At 46.4% G+C, this 16,220-nt stretch carries 17 protein-coding genes and 3 pseudogenes; 6 read left to right on the top strand and 14 right to left on the bottom strand.

The annotated features are described in order from the left end of the window. Positions 1-16: 16 nt before the first annotated feature. From rimI to tsaE, 3 genes are read right to left on the bottom strand one after another with little or no spacing between them, the layout of a single operon-like run. Positions 17-508, bottom strand: a complete 492-nt coding sequence (rimI, locus tag RE628_RS06680; RefSeq protein WP_309158009.1) for a ribosomal protein S18-alanine N-acetyltransferase — start codon at positions 506-508, stop codon at positions 17-19. Positions 509-523: 15 nt separating this feature from the next. Further along, the gene (gene tsaB / locus RE628_RS06675) at positions 524-1,390 is read right to left on the bottom strand and encodes a tRNA (adenosine(37)-N6)-threonylcarbamoyltransferase complex dimerization subunit type 1 TsaB (protein WP_309158008.1); all 867 of its coding nucleotides are present in this window, start codon (positions 1,388-1,390) and stop codon (positions 524-526) included. Beyond that, on the bottom strand, positions 1,387-1,881 hold the full coding sequence (gene tsaE / locus RE628_RS06670) for a tRNA (adenosine(37)-N6)-threonylcarbamoyltransferase complex ATPase subunit type 1 TsaE (protein WP_309159392.1): 495 nt from the start codon (positions 1,879-1,881) through the stop codon (positions 1,387-1,389). Before tsaE ends, tsaB begins: the two co-directional genes overlap by 4 nt. 270 nt (positions 1,882-2,151) lie before the next feature. On the opposite strand from tsaE, the gene RE628_RS06665 reads away from it, so the two are divergent. Next, a complete protein-coding gene (locus RE628_RS06665) occupies positions 2,152-3,099 on the top strand; it encodes a non-homologous end joining protein Ku (protein ID WP_309158007.1) in 948 nt (315 codons plus the stop codon). Positions 3,100-3,159: 60 nt separating this feature from the next. On the opposite strand, the gene RE628_RS06660 is transcribed toward RE628_RS06665, so the two are convergent. Together RE628_RS06660 and RE628_RS06655 are read right to left on the bottom strand one after the other, a co-directional pair. After that, complete coding sequence (locus RE628_RS06660; protein WP_309158006.1) at positions 3,160-3,360, bottom strand: ATP dependent DNA ligase; 201 nt, start codon at positions 3,358-3,360, stop codon at positions 3,160-3,162. Beyond that, entirely contained in the window at positions 3,333-4,118 is a 786-nt protein-coding gene (locus tag RE628_RS06655; RefSeq protein WP_309158005.1) for an ATP-dependent DNA ligase, read from the bottom strand. Before RE628_RS06655 ends, RE628_RS06660 begins: the two co-directional genes overlap by 28 nt. 101 nt (positions 4,119-4,219) lie before the next feature. Here RE628_RS06655 and ligD point away from each other — a divergent pair. The 4 genes and pseudogenes from ligD to RE628_RS06635 all read left to right on the top strand — a co-directional run bounded on the left by ligD (position 4,220) and on the right by RE628_RS06635 (position 7,062). After that, positions 4,220-5,112, top strand: a pseudogene (gene ligD / locus RE628_RS06650) (non-homologous end-joining DNA ligase). A 224-nt stretch (positions 5,113-5,336) separates the two neighbouring features. Beyond that, positions 5,337-5,894, top strand: coding sequence for a hypothetical protein (locus tag RE628_RS06645; RefSeq protein ID WP_309158004.1), 558 nt, complete (start codon positions 5,337-5,339; stop codon positions 5,892-5,894). Then, positions 5,858-6,361 carry a M23 family metallopeptidase gene (locus RE628_RS06640; protein ID WP_309158003.1) on the top strand — a complete coding sequence of 168 codons (504 nt, stop codon included), beginning with the start codon at positions 5,858-5,860 and terminating at the stop codon, positions 6,359-6,361. The genes RE628_RS06645 and RE628_RS06640 overlap by 37 nt, the downstream gene beginning before the upstream one ends. Positions 6,362-6,657: 296 nt before the next feature. Then, positions 6,658-7,062 (top strand): bactofilin family protein, encoded by a 405-nt coding sequence (locus RE628_RS06635; protein WP_309158002.1) that lies wholly within the window; start codon positions 6,658-6,660, stop codon positions 7,060-7,062. Between the two features lie 60 nt (positions 7,063-7,122). On the opposite strand, the gene RE628_RS06630 is transcribed toward RE628_RS06635, so the two are convergent. The 6 genes and pseudogenes from RE628_RS06630 to RE628_RS06605 form a co-directional block, all read right to left on the bottom strand. Beyond that, the gene (locus RE628_RS06630) at positions 7,123-7,899 is read right to left on the bottom strand and encodes an ABC transporter permease (protein WP_309158001.1); all 777 of its coding nucleotides are present in this window, start codon (positions 7,897-7,899) and stop codon (positions 7,123-7,125) included. Further along, positions 7,892-8,802 (bottom strand): annotated as a pseudogene (locus tag RE628_RS06625) (ABC transporter ATP-binding protein). Before RE628_RS06625 ends, RE628_RS06630 begins: the two are co-directional and overlap by 8 nt. Positions 8,803-8,991: 189 nt before the next feature. Further along, a complete protein-coding gene (locus RE628_RS06620; RefSeq protein ID WP_309158000.1) occupies positions 8,992-11,178 on the bottom strand; it encodes a YhgE/Pip family protein in 2,187 nt (728 codons plus the stop codon). 80 nt (positions 11,179-11,258) lie between these two features. Beyond that, positions 11,259-11,837: a TetR/AcrR family transcriptional regulator gene (locus tag RE628_RS06615; protein WP_309157999.1), complete on the bottom strand. Its 579-nt coding sequence runs from the start codon at positions 11,835-11,837 to the stop codon at positions 11,259-11,261. A 199-nt stretch (positions 11,838-12,036) separates the two neighbouring features. Then, on the bottom strand, positions 12,037-12,402 hold the full coding sequence (gene thpR / locus RE628_RS06610) for an RNA 2',3'-cyclic phosphodiesterase (RefSeq protein WP_309159391.1): 366 nt from the start codon (positions 12,400-12,402) through the stop codon (positions 12,037-12,039). Positions 12,403-12,422: 20 nt separating this feature from the next. After that, positions 12,423-12,605, bottom strand: coding sequence for a 2'-5' RNA ligase family protein (locus RE628_RS06605; protein ID WP_309157998.1), 183 nt, complete (start codon positions 12,603-12,605; stop codon positions 12,423-12,425). A gap of 153 nt (positions 12,606-12,758) precedes the next feature. Here RE628_RS06605 and RE628_RS06600 point away from each other — a divergent pair. After that, a pseudogene (locus RE628_RS06600) lies at positions 12,759-14,452 on the top strand (methyl-accepting chemotaxis protein). Between the two features lie 128 nt (positions 14,453-14,580). On the opposite strand, the gene RE628_RS06595 reads toward RE628_RS06600, so the two are convergent. The 3 genes from RE628_RS06595 to RE628_RS06585 form a co-directional block, all read right to left on the bottom strand. Beyond that, complete coding sequence (locus tag RE628_RS06595; protein WP_309157997.1) at positions 14,581-15,024, bottom strand: Dps family protein; 444 nt, start codon at positions 15,022-15,024, stop codon at positions 14,581-14,583. Positions 15,025-15,291: 267 nt separating this feature from the next. Continuing rightward, positions 15,292-15,684 carry a DivIVA domain-containing protein gene (locus RE628_RS06590; RefSeq protein WP_309157996.1) on the bottom strand — a complete coding sequence of 131 codons (393 nt, stop codon included), beginning with the start codon at positions 15,682-15,684 and terminating at the stop codon, positions 15,292-15,294. A 224-nt stretch (positions 15,685-15,908) separates the two neighbouring features. After that, the gene (locus RE628_RS06585) at positions 15,909-16,097 is read right to left on the bottom strand and encodes a twin-arginine translocase TatA/TatE family subunit (RefSeq protein ID WP_309159390.1); all 189 of its coding nucleotides are present in this window, start codon (positions 16,095-16,097) and stop codon (positions 15,909-15,911) included. Between the last annotated feature and the right edge of the window lie 123 nt (positions 16,098-16,220).

Below are 16,220 nucleotides of genomic sequence, written 5' to 3'. Positions count from 1 at the left end.
CTCTCTGTTCCTCGGTTCAGCCCTGCTGTACCCGTACCGGCAAGTCACACCACATAATCAGCGCGTCCTCATGGTTGTCCGAGTAGTAATCCTTACGTTTCCCCGCAGGTTCGAATCCCATTTTGCTGTAAAGCGACTGTGCCACATGATTCGAGACCCTAACTTCCAGTGTCATACGAACCATTCCCAGTTCAATGGCCCAATCCATCATTGCCCGCAATAGACGCTCGCCAAGATGTTGGCCACGCATAGCCGTTCTTACAGCGATATTTGTAATATGCGCCTCATCGACGATCGTCCACATGCCGCAATATCCAGCCGCCTTGCCATCTACCTCCATGATGAGATACCTAGCAAAATGATTCATCGTCATCTCATTGCGGAATGCCACCTCGCTCCAAGGCAGGGTAAAGGACTCATGCTCAATAACCATTATGTCCGGTATGTCATTCAACGTCATTGGGCGAAATACGATATTGCCAAGTTCTGCATCTTTTATAGACAGCATAAATGGTTTCCTCCTCTATGCATTACGAAGCCGCTTTGCTTCCGCTTCCGCAAGCTGGGTATAGTTCGGTTCAAGCGCGTGAACATCATCGCCTGCACTGCTCCGGCTCCGGGCTGTCCCGGCAAGCCCCATCCAGATCCCTTCCAATTCATAGGAAACGATGTGAAGACGATCCCCCACAAGAGGACGCAAAGCTTCGGCAGCAGTTTCATGCAGAGCAACATCACCGACGATCCAGATCCCTTCCGGTCTATCCTCTGGTGCGTAGGATTGCAGCAACTCAGCAATCTGCTCTACCCAACGGTCCATGAGCCGAATGCCATCCTGCTCTAGACGGTGAGTTAACGTGTTATCCTGAGCAGAAAATAATGCCGTAAATACTTGTCCACGCCGCGCATCAACGAGTGGTATAATCCAATGTTCTCTCGCGCCTGCAGCAGTTCCTGGATCAACACTCGATTCAGTAGCAGCGTCTGCCTCCACTGAACGATTCCCCATCGCGTATACTCCTAGCGCTTCTGTATCTTGTCCCGTCTCTTTAGCCCAAGCTCCCAGCGCCGTCGCCTCCAGACTGGAAATGCCAAACACCGGGATGTTCAGAGCCCAAGCCAGCGTCTTGGCCGTCGTCACCGCAATCCGGATTCCCGTATAAGAACCAGGACCAACACCAACAACAATGCCGTCAAGCTCCTGCTTCGTTAAGCTCGCCAATTCAAGGGCCTTCTCAATCGCTGTTACCAAATACGCCGAATGATTGCGTTCGGCATGTATATTTTGCTCCGCTAGCAATTTGCCATTCGCCATCACAGCTACGGCTAGCGAAGAAGTGGAAGTGTCAAACGCCAATAGCCGCTGCTGCGGCCGATTACCGTCTATATTCATCGTTCAAGGACTCCATTCTCTGTCAAAGTGTTAATCCAATCGTCGTAAGGTTGACCCTGGGCCTGCAGATAAATTCTCCGCTCTGTTCCAGATAAGGTCTCCAGATAAATGTGCAACAAATTTTGCGGCAGAATATCCGTAATGAGACTTGCCCATTCCACCAAAGTGACGCCCGGCCCATAAAAATATTCATCCAAACCAAGTTCCTCAGCTTCGTCCAACGACAACCGATATACGTCCATATGATAAAAAGGCAACCGTCCCTTATATTCCTTGATCAAGGTAAATGTTGGGCTGTTCACTGTACCTTTAACACCCAAATGTTTTGCGAACAATTGCGAAAAGGCCGTCTTCCCAGCACCAAGATCCCCGTCGAGGGCGATAACTGTTCCCGCCAAGGCTTGTCCCGCCAGAAAAGCAGCAAGCTTCTCTGTTCCGGCAAGGTCTTTTATCTCATATACGACGTTTGCCGACAATTTATCAAATTCCATATGTTGACCACCTTCATCTGCAGCATTCGCCAGCAAGATTCTTCAATACATCATTCAAGCTTCCTCTTTTACTGCAAAAAACTATAAAATCGGACTTTCTTGGCTATCCTAAAAGAAAAACGTCAGTTCCTGTCAAACTAATTGCATTCTAAATCATTATATAGGTCTGTTAAGACAGCCGCAACACGGAAGCGAGGGTGATCACATAATTGCCCAAGTCGCCTTAACATAAGAGCTCAAAAGAAAGTGAAAAGAAAGGGAGTGCTCTCCATGCATACCGTTTGGAAAGGTGCGATCAGCTTCGGTCTGGTCCATGTACCAGTGAAGATGTTCTCGGCTACAGAAGACAAGGATATATCCATGAAATACATCCATAAAGTGTGCGGCAGCCCGATTTCCTATGTTCGCCGTTGTCCTGCCTGTGATGTAGATGTGACTTGGGATGATATCTCTAAAGGCTATGAATATGAGAAAGGCAAATACGTGCTATTCTCCAAGGAAGAGCTCGAGCAGCTATCTGCGCAAACGGAGAAGACGATCACAATTCTTGATTTCGTCGATTTAACAGAGATCGATCCGATCTATTTCCAGAAGACCTATTATTTATCGCCTGACCAAGCCGGGGGTAATGCCTATCGGTTGCTACTAGAGGCGATGCGGGATTCCGGCAAGATCGGAATCGCCAAGATCGCTATTCGCTCCAAGGGAAGCCTAGCTGCCATCCGGGTGATGGAGGATTGTCTTGTCATCGAGACGATTTTCTACCCTGATGAAATACGTCCTGTATCGCAAGTACCCAACCTTCCGCAGGGAGCTAATGTGAATGACAAGGAACTGACGATGGCAAAACTGTTGATCGAGCAATTGTCTACACCATTTGAGCCGGAGAAGTATACCGATGATTACAGAGAGAATCTGCTGACTCTCATTCAGCACAAAATTGCCGGTGAAGAGATTAGCCTGGCTCCAGCCAAGCCAGAGACCAATGTGATCGACTTGATGGCTGCGCTGCAAGCGAGTATAGAGGCGGTCGAGGGGCAGGCTGTTACCGATCCCGGAGAGGCCAAGGCCAAGACGAAGCGGACCTCAACCAGGAAGAAGAAGGAAGCCGCAGCAGAGACAGATACAGTGGCAGATACTAATGAAGTGAAGCCCGAAGTAGTAACTAAACCAAAGCATAAGGCCACAAGCAAAACGACAAAGAAGACCATTTCATAATGAAATGTGTGCAACCTTGCAATGTCTTGCATGTAGGTATGTGAAATTAAGCTATATTAGTCAAATCTGCTGGGTGAAGACACAGGCCTCTGGAGGAACGTCAGCCCATCCCTGTAAGACAGGATGACGTAACGTACCACCGGGGGTCCACTCAGCGAATTGCATTTTGACCGTAAGCTGCGGCTGCATCCATACGGCTCCCTTCACTCTCCCCGGTGGTGCTTCAAAAGGAGCTACAAAAGGACGATCCGGTACCGCCAATCTACGTGATGCTTCTGTAATGCGGGAGAGATCATCACCTTTCCATTTTCCGGGCCGGCATTTCCAATATATTTCAGACTTCCTTGCTCATCAAATAGACCAAGCAGCACCGAATTGACGATCTCATCGCGATACGTTACTCCGCCAATCACGGCGTATAGATCATGCGTTAGCTTCATCTTGCGCCAGCGGCCATCCTTGCCACCAATTGCATAACTGCTGTCGAGCTGTTTGCACACAATGCCTTCCCATTGACGCTCTCTCATCACGGCATAGAGGCCCTCAGCATGATCAACATTGGGGACAAGCTGTACGCGTGTACTTGGTAGTACATATTCCTGAAGTAGCTTCTGACGCTGCACAAGTGGTTGATCCGTAACCCATCTTCCGTTGCAATACAAAATATCAAATATCATATACACTACGGGAATCCTTGGTACTGCAAAAGTAATTTCTTGCTGCCGGCGGAGACTGTCCCGCTTCATAATTTCATGAAATGACGGCTTGCCTTCAGAAATGGCGATCATCTCTCCATCCAAAATAGCGGATTCTGCTCGGCAAAATTCTGATGGGTTCATGAACTCGGGATATTGCAGAGTACGTTCATTGCCGCGACGATTTATAAGGCGTACCCGCTCTTTCTCGATATAGGCCAACATCCGAACTCCATCCCATTTGACCTGAGCAATCCATTGCTCTCCTTGCGGAAATTCAAAGGTGCGAATCGGCTCAAACGGTTCAACTGGCGTAAAATTCATAATTAATCTCCTATTCATAGGCCTGCCTCTCACAAGGCTTTGGCAAGATCTATAGTTAATTAAACTCTCCTATACCTTCATTCCTTGAAAGGAGTATTCTAATGGCACAATCGATCAAAGGTACGATCCGGATTGAGGGCGAGGAAGTGACCATTTCCAATCCAGACAAGCTGCTTTGGCCGGAAGCGGGCATTACCAAGCTGCAATATTTACAGCGGCTGGCCGAGTTGTCTCCTTATCTACTCCGCTATTGTCGCAACCGATTTCTAACGACAATCAGATATCCGGGCGGCATCCATAACAAATTTTTCTATCAAAAGAATGCTCCGAACCATTACCGGAGTTCGTCAGGACCGCTCCTCACGAGGATATCAACTATATTGTGCTCGATAATCTACCGACTTTACTCTGGCTCGGCAATTTAGCGGCGATCGAATTTCATCCCTCATTGCATTATGTAGGAGACAGATTGCCCTGTGAATGGATGATTGATCTTGATCCAAGTCAGGATGATGAGCCGCGGATTATGGAGGCTGCCACTTACGTTGGCGATATTCTTACTTCTCTTGGTATCTCTTCCGTCCCTAAGACGTCGGGTGCTACCGGCGTGCAGATCATCGTTCCGGTTGAATACGGCGTAACATTTGATCAACTGCGCTCTATCGGTCAATTCGTAGCCCGTTACGCTACGGAGAAGTATCCCTCCCTCTTCACTATTGAGCGGCTGAAGAAGGATCGTGAGGGCAAAATTTATTTCGATTATCTGCAGCACTATAGCGGGAAGACTTTGGCTGCTCCCTACACTCCACGCGCCCGGAAAGCCGCCAGCGTATCAACACCTTTAACCTGGGATGAGGTGCGCAAAAATCCCCATCCTTCCGAATTCAATTTGCTGAATATAGGTGAGCGACTGCGGCAAAGAGGAGATTTACTGCAAGAAGTAAGGCCGCAATCACTGGGGTTGATCCTGCAGCATTTACAATCCAAGGCTTAGAAGGTCTGCGGATCAAATATTTTTCTTGAATAACAATGCCTATCTTCCACTCAGCCTTTTCCACTTTGGACAACGTTTATTCATAGCACGATAGACATTTCTAAAGCCAAAACTACATTTACGATATATTAGACAAGGCAGTTTTTTGACATGATTTGAGAGATAAAGGAATAGATAAGATATATAGAGCGTGTTTTGAATTACCTCTATAAGTTCTACATCTAATGCGAGAGGAAAGGAGTTGCTATGAGAAGTGCCACCTTACCGAATCCAAATCGGATGACGCTGCTCGTTCTGCGAGAGGCGGGGCAGCCAGCAAGGCAAATGCATATGTCCAAGCCGCTAATGATTGCCGTCCCCTGGTTGCCATTCTATCGATATCGGGTCTAATCATTAGCCTGCAACTGCAATCCACGCAGACGATTGCAAGACTCGAGGATCAATTGCAATCTCAGAGCCTCAGGTTCGAGGCCGTCGTCTCCGATAAGAATGCGGCGATTGAGAGACTACAGAATGAAGTGATTTCACTATCTAGCCAATCGCAGGACATGATGAACCGCATGGAGCGAGTATCCGAGCTGGAGGATCAACTGCAGAAATTTATTGAGAAATATGGAGAGTCGGACACAAATGGACTAAGTAATTTATCCTCTCTGTCGCTGGAAGGTCTTGATGCCGACAACCTCGATGAGCCACTGGGTGTGGGGGAGAGTTTATCGCAGTCCATGAGAATGAAATCGAACAATTGGCCGAGCAGACGAAGGATCAATTTCGGGAAATGAATGCCATGCTGGATGAGATGGAGAAGAATGTACCACTAACTTTAAAAAAAGCGAAGCAAACCGAGTACTCTATATCAGGAACTCCTTCGGAATGGCCGACTTTATCGAAACGGCTTACCTCTAATTTCGGCTATCGTACCGACCCGTTTACAGGGCGTGCCTCCTTCCATGCTGGAATCGATATCGGTGCCAAGGAAGGTGATCCGGTATACGCCGCAGCAGCGGGTGAGATCATTACGGTAGCACAGGATAATTCGCACGGTAAATATATCGTTATCCAGCATCCCGAAGGACTGCAGAGCTGGTACCTTCATCTAAGCAAGATTAGCGTCTCAGAGGGAGATTTCATCAAGAAGGGACAGACAATTGGCAAAGTCGGCAACACCGGGCGCAGCACGGGATCTCATTTGCATTTTGAGATTGTTAAGAACGGGAAGACGATAGATCCACTACCTTATCTACAATAGCTCGCTTTTGATAAGAAAACCGATCGAAGTAATTCAAGGATGAGCGACCGCGATTCAGAGGTAGGTTTTCTTGCGATATAGAATTTCATCAGCTCCGCTGATAACGAATAAATTCTATATCTAACACGAAGTGAAGCAGGAATATTTCGACATTGAATCTTGAATTCAGCCGGGCCTTCCGGTGCTCACGTACAAACTACGTACGCTCCGCTCCTCAGTCCCTAGCTTCATCCAACCTTCTCGGTGCTAAAAAGCGAACTTTTACAACACACACAATAATGAACGGAGGAACAAATTTGCTGAAGAAAAATTCACGGGCACACAGCCTGACCGACACACTGATTGGCCAAGGTAGTGTTGCCGAGGGGAAGGTACAATGCGAATCCAATCTACGCATCGATGGAGCCTTTCACGGTGAGATCGATTGCAAAGGTCAGGTGATTGTCGGAGAGTCGGGCGAAGCTAGATCGAACATCAGAGGGGCGAATATTATCGTAGCCGGCCATGTTATCGGAGATATATCTACCAAGGGTAAACTGACGATTACAAGCAACGGCCAAGTGGACGGAAATGTCAGCGTCTCTAATCTGATCATTCTAGAGGGTGGCCTTCTTAACGGCGTTAGCACAATGGAGAAAATTAAAGCTGTAGCCCCTCTCAAGGAAAAGACACAAAAGACGCCGCAGCCCGAAGTGGGGTAATTTAAATTGAAGATCCAAAAGTAGTTCCGCCTGCACAGCAAGCGGGAACTTGTTTTTTTGTTAGGCGGCTACGTCTCGCTTCTTGAACATAAACCAAGATATCAATAGAAATAACAGCACGTAGCTGATTAGCACGGTAACAGAGAAGCCCAGTGTCATTCCTGCCACTCCCTCCTGTCCACCCCGATACTGACTTAAATCCATATTGATGAACAACGTATATTTGGCCCATGGATAACGGACTGGATTAAAGAGCATCGTGAAGATGCCACCCGTGAATAGAATGAACATGGATAAACCTATTGCGATTCCATTCGAGCGAAATACCGTGGATATCATGAACGAGAACAAAGTAATGACTAACAAATCTATATATCTGTACAACAGATCCTCCAGTAAATACGCAAATGGACTGGCATGATCCGAGAACATCATCAATGTCTTAACTGGATACATGGCAAAAGAGACCAGTAGCGTACTAGCAAAGAACAGGGTTGTAATGATCAAGGTGAACAAGAGTAGCGCAAGCAGCTTCGAGGCAAGTACCTTCGTTCGTGTCCATGGACGAACCAACAGCAGCTTGATTGTCCCCCATGTGAATTCTCCAGCTACAATATCAGCAGCTACAATCGAAGCAAAGATCGTGACCATATAGAACAGGAAAGAAAGTTGTCCGGCTGCATCCCATGCAGTTGTAGTCGAACCACCCCCACCCAGAAGGAACAAAATACTGAAGAACAGAACCATCAGGATAAGGATTCCGAACATGATCCAGGTACGGATACGCCGATATATTTTCATATTCTCATTCTGAACCAGCTTCATGAAATTACTCAATGGCTCCGCCTCCCGTCATCTCAATGAATTGATCCTCCAGTGTTCTCGTCACGACGCGAATGCGATATACCAAGATTCCCGCACGTACCAATTGCTCATTTATCGCAGCAGCGGTATTCCGGTCCACTTCAATCAACAGGTTACCATCTACAATCTGTCCCAGCCCGATCAATTCCCGGGCCCGCTGCGGATCGCTAACCTCGAACACCGTCTGCTTCCGTTCATTCTCCAGCTTGGCCTGATCATGTAATTGCCTTACATCGATCAGCCGTCCCTGCTGTATAACAGCAACGGTATCGCACATCAGCTCCATCTCGGACAACAAATGACTCGAGACGAATACCGTCGTCCCTTCCTCCTCGGCCAACCGGCGCAAATAACTACGCAACTCGCGAATCCCTTGCGGATCAAGCCCATTCGTTGGCTCGTCCAGAACGAGCAGCTTTGGCCGGTGTAGAACCGCCTGTGCAACGCCGAGGCGCTGCCGCATCCCAAGTGAGTAAGTCTTCACTTTGTCATGAATTCTCTGCTGCAGGCCTACCAGTTCTACAATCTCAGCAATTCTCTGTTTAGTTACACCAGGTGACATTCTCGCATAATGCAACAGATTGTGATAACCGCTCAGAAACTTATACATTTCCGGATTCTCCACAATGGCTCCCACGTGAGAGATTGCCTGCTCGAATTGCCTTGATACACTGGCGCCCTGAATTTCAATATCGCCTTCAGTGATTGACATCAAACCAACCATCATTCGAATTGTCGTTGTCTTCCCGCACCGTTCGGTCCGAGAAATCCGTATACCTGACCACGAGGGATATCAAGTGTTAATTGATCGATAATCGTCTTACCGCCAATCCGCTTGCTGACTTGCTTCAGCCGAACAACAGGCTCCAAATCCAACAAAGTTCTAACCTCCCAACACACTTCACTCGTTCACATTCACTTTTGTGAAGTCAAAGATTTCCCTCATTTTACCACAAAATGCATTTTTCAAAAAATAAAGGTACTACCTCTAAAAGCAAAAGAGGCCCGCCCTCCAGTACAATGACCGGAGAACGAGCCTCTTTATGATGCATTCAGCTTGATGTCTTAAGCTTGCAAACTAGCTTCTGCGTCTACATCAGCACCTGCATTCTCTCTATGAGTAAGGAAATAAGCGAGCGTGAGTGCCAAGAATACAATAGCTACGGCAATCAGAATACCCGTTTGATGCCAAGCAACGCTCATATCTCCCGAAGAGATTACCGCTTTATAGCCTTTGACGCTGTAAGTCATTGGCATGAACGGATTAAATGACTTCATCCAGGAAGGAAGTAATTCCAGAGGGAATGTTCCTGCAGATGTTGTCAATTGGAAGATCAAGAGCAGGATCGCCAGGAAGCGGCCTGGATTTTCGAACCAAGTGACAAGCGCCTGAATGATGAACATGAAGCACAAACTTGTAACAAAGGTGAATAGATAGAACAAAGGAACACTTTGAACGTCAAGCTTCAGTCCATACAGGACAACTACTACTGCAAATAACGACTGGAATAAACTCATGATTGTAAACGTAAGCGCGCGGCTTACGAAGCGATTCCATCCGCTAGCTTCCGGTACGGAAGATCCGCGGAGCGGAATAATAATCGTCGAAATCAGAGCACCGACGAACAGACCAAGGGACAAGAAGTATGGTGAGAACCCTGTACCATAGTTCGGTACTGCGTTCATCTTCTGCTCTTCAATATCAACTGGCTGTGCGAACATGCTGACAAGAGCATCTGTCTTCTTCACCGAAGAAGTTTCGTCCGCTGCTTCGTTCAGCTTGCTAGCCAATTCTCCCGAGCCTTCGCTAAGCTTGCTTGTGCCGTCCTTGAGTTCTCCGGCACCTTCATCCAATTGCTTCGAACCATCAGCGAGTGTAGCGACACCGCTAGACAGTTGACCCATACCGCCTTCGATTTGCTTAGCTCCTTCACTAAGTGCACCAGCACCGGCTGCAAGCTTACTTCCGCCGGCAGCAGCTTCATTCAACTTCGCGCCGAATTGCTTCAGGCCACCTACAAGTTGACCTTGACCATCTGTCAGTTTCGCTGCACCTTGTGCCAGTTGCCCTTGACCCTGTACAAGCTGTTCACTGCCTTGTACAAGCTGTTGCTGAGCGCCGTGCAAATCCTTGCTACCCTTCAATAATTGCTGTTGTCCTTGTGATACCTGCTCACTGCCTGTAGCAACCGCTTGACTCGCCGCCAATAGCTGCTTCACTGCAGGATTCTCAGCCAGCTCTGGGCTGACTTTGGTCAATTGCTCAAGACCTTGAGCAACAGCCTTCGCACCTTCAGCCACTTTCGCGCTGCCTTGTGCAGAGGATTCCAAACCAGCTACAAGCGATGCGCTGCCTTGCTCAGATTGCTTCAAGCCTTGATTCAACTTATTTGCTCCATCAAGCGAAGCGCCAAGTCCTGCTTTCAGCTGCGTGCCACCTTCATTTGCAGCAACAGCACCGTTTAGCAATTGTTTATTAGCATCCGACAATTGCTGCAGACCTGAAGCGAGGCCAGTAGCACCTGTCTTCAAATCGCTAGCCCCTTTATTCAAAGAGCCAGCACCCTCAGCTAACGGGCTAATACCATCTTTCAGCTTGACTGAACCATCTACCATTTTAGCTAGATTCTCTTTTAGCTTCTGAGCACCTTCATCTAGCTTAATAGCCCCGTCATTGATCTCTGTCGCGCCATCTCCAGCTTCGCCCAGACCACTGGAAATTTTCTCAACTTGATCAAACAATGTTTCTGTGTAGGCCTCTGTGACTTTAGCCGACACCTTGCTCTTGATTTCTTTTACTGCTGTTCCGCCGATTTGTCCGGCTAGGAAGTTGAAAGCTTCATTGGGTTCATAGATAATCTCAGCAGGCTGTGGATGTTCATCCATCAAGGTTGTAGCCTGTTCCGAGAAATTGCTTGGGATTACGATAGTCATATAGTACTCGTTGTCTTTCATCCCTGCGTCCGCTTCTTCACGGGAGACGAATTTCCAACCAAAATCATCGCTCTTCTTCAGTTCATCAACCAAATCATTACCTGCCTGTAATGAAGTTCCTTCATATTCCGCTCCACGGTCCTCATTGACAACCGCAACCGGAAGCTCATTCATTTTCCCGTACGGATCCCAAAACGCCTTCAGGAACATTCCACTATATAATACGGGAATGAACATGATGACAATCATTGGGATAAATACTTTTGGTTTTTTAAAGGCTGCTGCAAGATCTTTAAAAAATACCGACATTGAATTCATAGTATTTCTCTCCTTATATCCCTAAATCTCATCTTTCATCTCTTTCTCTCATTACCGTACGAGCCCTTTCCCGACTTCGCTTATGTCTTGGATAACCCGCCTGATAAAAAAACTTGAGAAAATTCTCTGATTTGCTCTTTGCTTAGTGGTTCGTGAATTTTGTTCCAATCAGAAGTGAGCGCAATGTACAGCTTCACAAGCACAAATGCAATAACTTTAGGATCATACTCGCGAATTTCTCCATGCTTGGCCGCACGATCAATTTGACGCTCCAAGTAATCAAGGATTGCCAGCTCGATCTTCTCCAGACCTTCACGCGCTTGCGGCGTTCCAAAATCTCTTACCTCCTGGAACAGCTTCACAAGCAATTCATGTTCCCTTCTGAATTCCAAAAGCTTATCCATGCTCTGATACAGATTCTCGAAGAAAGGTCTGTCTTCCTGAACTTCTTGCTCCGTAATTTTCTTCATTTCTATAATGACGGAACGTAGAATTTCATCAAACAGTTCCTCCTTATTCGCAAAAAACGTGTAAATCGTGCCTTTGGCAACATTTGCAATTTTAGCTACATGATCCATCGTTGTAGCTTTGTAACCAAACAATGCAAATGATTTTTCCGCCGCCTCAACGATTAGTCCTCTGCGATCCACTACAGCCAAAAGAAGCACCTCCTTATCTTAGACTTAACTTTTTCCTCGAAAATGACTAAAAGTCTGTTTCAGTCATTCGGTCAATAAACACTTTAGCACGATCTGAAATGCATTGCAAGCTATATTTTTCATTTATTTTCACTATTTTTCAGTTCTCATTTTCTACGTCTGTATGAAATATCACATTATCTGTATAAAAATAAGAAATTTAAACTCCAAAAGGAATATCGGCGACCTTCTCATACATCGGTTGATGATGCATATTCGTGCGATAGATAACCAATGCATCCGCTGTCCATGAACCAAACTGAGGATTGGTCATCGTAATGTCCGTTGCTAGCTTGCAACCTTCACGGTACTTACGAGCCAACGTAATATGCGGACGGTAAGGACGATCCTCAGGAACATAACCCAGCTTCCTATTCTCCTCTGCGACATTGTTCTGTAGCAGCTTCAATAGCTCCATCTCGCCACCAACTCCTGCCCAGAGTACCCTTGGCTGATCCACTCGTCCGAATGTTCCGCACCCCTTAGCTTCCATTTGTATAGGCCGTATACTTGAGACAGCCCTCATGACGGCTAAGCGAATCTCACTCAATCGTTCCGGGATGTATCGCCAAGGAATTGCACGGTTATATGATAATCCTCCTGATGTACCCATTTTCGAAAAGACAACTGATCACGCTGCTCCTCACACCAGTCCGCAATCACTTGCTTAACAGCAGACGGAATTGGAATAGCGATAAATAGACGCCAATTTTCAGAAAATTTAGACAAGAAACCTCACTCCTTGTGAATTTTTGCTCAAATTTCATTTTTCCGACACAAAGCGACGATATTCCTTATTATTCCGCAAACAATTCCTCATTATAATGTTGATTAGATGTGCTTTCATTTCCAACATCAACTTACATAAGACAGGAGATTTCTATGGGATTTGCAAAAAAAATAACGATCACCATTATCACCCTTCTTGGCCTTGTCGGCGGCATTATTGGAATATTCGGCTATCAGACAACCTACCGTCAGGTGGAGAAATCCGTCGGTGTCGAAACCGTAGGTTGCGCTAATATTACGACTGGCTTGGTCGATCCTGCTGTCATCGAACATCTTACGAATGGAGACACGTCCAAATTAACTGAAGTGGAGCAGCAGTTGAATTGGACCGTGGACCATAAACCACTGTTCAAGGAAGTATTCATTCTCACACTAGATGGTCATATTCTCGCAGCCGACCAACACTTGAAGCAGCGCGGCTATAATGCTGGCGATTCCTTCTATTTCGACCCAGCTGATCGAGATATGATTATGAATATGAAGCATTCCGTATACACGAAGGTCTATACATATGATGGCACGGAACTACTGACAGGATACGGTCCAATCTTCCAGGACAATGATCCTGGCAAACCCATTGTTGGTTTAATGGCCATCAACTTCGATGCATCAATTATCCATGACAGAACATGGGAGATCATCACCTTACCATTTGCGATCAGCGCTGCCGTCTTCCTGCTCGCCGCTCTGATTGTCTATTTCTTCATTCACCGCATGATTCGTCCGCTCGAGCATTTATCAAGCCAGGTGAATCAAATTGCGCAAGGAGATCTGACGATTACACCAATGGTGTTGAAGAGTAATGATGAAGTTGGCAAGCTATCACGCGACTTCAGTAATATGGTAACTAATCTGCGGGGTTTGATCACTGAGGTGAGCTCCACCTCCCTTCAGGTAGCTTCATCCTCTCAACAGTTATCCGCAAGCGCAGAGCAGACGGGCAAAGCCTGCGAGCAGACCGTCTACATCACTCAGGAACTGGCAGAAGGAGCAGAGCAGCAATTGCATGATCTGGAGCAAAGCTCGCGTACGCTGCGCAGCATGTCAGCTTCTACGAAGCAAATTGCACATATTATGGGCGATGTGTTGGATGCCGCCCAAAATTCCTCTGCTGCATCCGGACAAGGTGTAGCGTCCATTAAGCAGAGCATTCAGCAAATGAACAAGATGGAAAGTAAAATAAATGAGCTATCCGCCAATATTACTGAGCTTGCCGGTCATTCCAAGGAAATTCAAAGCATTCTGGAGATCATTACCGCGATTGCCGAGGAATCCAATCTACTGGCGATCAACGCGGCGATCGAAGCCGCTCGGCCGGCGAGTACGGTAGCGGTTTTGCTGTAGTCGCCAAGTCGGTAGGAAAAATGGCAGACCGTTCAGCGGAATCGGTGAAACAGATTGCCGCACTCGTGAACTTCATCGTATCGCAGATGGAAGTGACCGGCACAACGATGGTCGAGACCGCCCGGGAGGTTGAGTTAAGCACATCATTGGTATACAGTGCCGGCGAATCCTTCGGCGAGATCGAGAACCAGTCTAGAGCGACCGCTACAGCGATCAGTGATATAAGCGGAGCTGTTCAGGAGCTCTCGAGCCAGTCCGAGCTACTGGTATTATCGCTCGAAAGTATCGTGGAAATCGCCAACAACAACGTCGATGGTTCCCAGTCCATGTCCGCTGCATCCCAAGAGCAACTTGCAACAATGCAGGAGGTAGATGCTTCGGCCGGCTTCCTGGCCAATCTATCGGATAAGCTGCACTCATTGATCGAGAAATTTAAAATATAAGATTCGATGTCGACTAAGCTACCGGGACTTTTTAAACTACCTTTATAGATAGACAAAAGGGACCTGCCGCGCAGCCTTTAGACTGTACACGGCAGGTCCCTCTGTTATCAAACCTGAGACAACAGTGATTAGTTATTTAGAAATGCACCTAGCATCCAGCGATGTTTCTCAAGGGTAGAGACAACGCCAAGTAGCAGGTCACTTGTTGCTTCATCCCCAGCTTCTTCAGCGATGGACATACCTTCGCGAAGTTCCTTATCAAACTTTTCAAAGTCAGCTAGGATAGCAGCTACCATTTGTTCAGGGGATTCATTACCCGTAGCTTCCTTAATGGTTGCAAGCTCCAGGGATTCACGCAGTGTTGCAACCGGCTTGCCGCCGATGGAGAGCAGACGCTCTGCAAAGTCATCGATATAGCCAGCAGCTTCGTCGTAAAATTCTTCAAATTTGACATGCAATGTGAAGAAGTTATGTCCTTTAACATACCAGTGAAAGTTATGCAACTTCGTATACATGGTTGTCCAGTTCGCGATCAGGAGATTCATTTGTTTTTCTAATGCTTGATTTGCCATTTCTCGTTCCTCCATTCATAGTAAAAAACTGTTTAGATTAACGGTGAAATGTTCGTGTTGTGAAACATTTCTTTAAATTTAGACTAAATCTAAATCTTGTTTATATATTACCACTTCCTTCACCTAGATGCAATAATTAAAACATGAATATCACATGAATTTGCAGAAAACTGCAACAAACAGGATCAATCTAGTTCAAGTTTGTGTTGGAACATCTACTCTTATTCACAAAAAGAAGCCGGCATCTTCATTGCCAGCTCCTTCATCTCACTTCAATCCACCATTAACAAATTGCTTGAAATGCTCCAGACTGCGTTCCAATTGACGAATTCCGTCATCTACAAGACGGCGATCAATCGCGTCCTCCATATCTACTTGCGGCTTACGGGTGACCATGGCCATCATCTTCTTCTCTTCTTCCCAGTGAGCCTGTCTGCGCTGAATCTCTTTATATTTGTCCAGCAGATCCGTAATAATATCGTAGAACCGCTCGTAATCCATGATGATATCGTCGAGAAAACGGTCTACCTCTTCTTTCTCATAACCCCTCATTTTTACATCAAAATCTTTCTCATGAATGGTTAGCGCATCCAATTTAATACCAAGCTGCTTGAACAGACTCTTCTGATCATCCAACTTGCGTGCGTAATCATCCTGCATCAGTATCCCTCCATACCACAGGCTTGCTTGTAGCTGACAATTTCTTTTCTTAAGATACCATAATTACGATCATTTATCGACTTTCCCAATCATACACTTCTCATACACTCCTGGCACTTCCCAAAATTCATAGTATGAATGAGAAGTAGGGCAGCCGGAGTCACATCTATTGTATTGATTATATTTGAAAAAAGAACACCCTCAATTAGGTGCTCCAATGAAATCTACAATTTATTCGATTCTTGAGCAGGCTTGGCTTCTTGCGGAGTTTCCTCTATAAAGTCACCACGTGCCCCTTTTCTGAACTCCTTAAGCATTGTACCGAAGCTACGCCCAAGTTCCGGAAGCTTGCTCGGACCAAACAGTAGCAGTGCTGCAATTACCAACAAGAGCAGATGAGACGGACGCAACATACTTTCTATCACATTTATCACTCCCCCGGTATATCTTATTGAAGATTATACTACTATATTCTCCAAAATGGGAACAAATATTGCAAAAAAGTGAAGATTTATTCACACCCTCATTCTATAGCG

The organism is Paenibacillus sp. D2_2 (assembly GCF_031199965.1).
Classification (GTDB): Bacteria; Bacillota; Bacilli; order Paenibacillales; family Paenibacillaceae; genus Fontibacillus.
Note: the sequence above shows the minus strand (reverse complement) of the source record. Positions and strands in the feature narration are given on the sequence as shown.

Excerpts from the sequence above, each read along its gene's own strand:
- rimI (WP_309158009.1), bottom strand. The coding sequence starts at position 508 with ATGCTGTCTATAAAAGATGCAGAACTTGGCAATATCGTATTTCGCCCA.
- tsaB (WP_309158008.1), bottom strand. The coding sequence starts at position 1,390 with ATGAATATAGACGGTAATCGGCCGCAGCAGCGGCTATTGGCGTTTGAC.
- tsaE (WP_309159392.1), bottom strand. The coding sequence starts at position 1,881 with ATGGAATTTGATAAATTGTCGGCAAACGTCGTATATGAGATAAAAGAC.
- RE628_RS06665 (WP_309158007.1), top strand. The coding sequence starts at position 2,152 with ATGCATACCGTTTGGAAAGGTGCGATCAGCTTCGGTCTGGTCCATGTA.
- RE628_RS06655 (WP_309158005.1), bottom strand. The coding sequence starts at position 4,118 with ATGAATTTTACGCCAGTTGAACCGTTTGAGCCGATTCGCACCTTTGAA.
- RE628_RS06645 (WP_309158004.1), top strand. The coding sequence starts at position 5,337 with ATGCGAGAGGAAAGGAGTTGCTATGAGAAGTGCCACCTTACCGAATCC.
- RE628_RS06620 (WP_309158000.1), bottom strand. The coding sequence starts at position 11,178 with ATGAATTCAATGTCGGTATTTTTTAAAGATCTTGCAGCAGCCTTTAAA.
- thpR (WP_309159391.1), bottom strand. The coding sequence starts at position 12,402 with ATGAGGGCTGTCTCAAGTATACGGCCTATACAAATGGAAGCTAAGGGG.
- RE628_RS06595 (WP_309157997.1), bottom strand. The coding sequence starts at position 15,024 with ATGGCAAATCAAGCATTAGAAAAACAAATGAATCTCCTGATCGCGAAC.
- RE628_RS06590 (WP_309157996.1), bottom strand. The coding sequence starts at position 15,684 with ATGCAGGATGATTACGCACGCAAGTTGGATGATCAGAAGAGTCTGTTC.
- RE628_RS06585 (WP_309159390.1), bottom strand. The coding sequence starts at position 16,097 with ATGTTGCGTCCGTCTCATCTGCTCTTGTTGGTAATTGCAGCACTGCTA.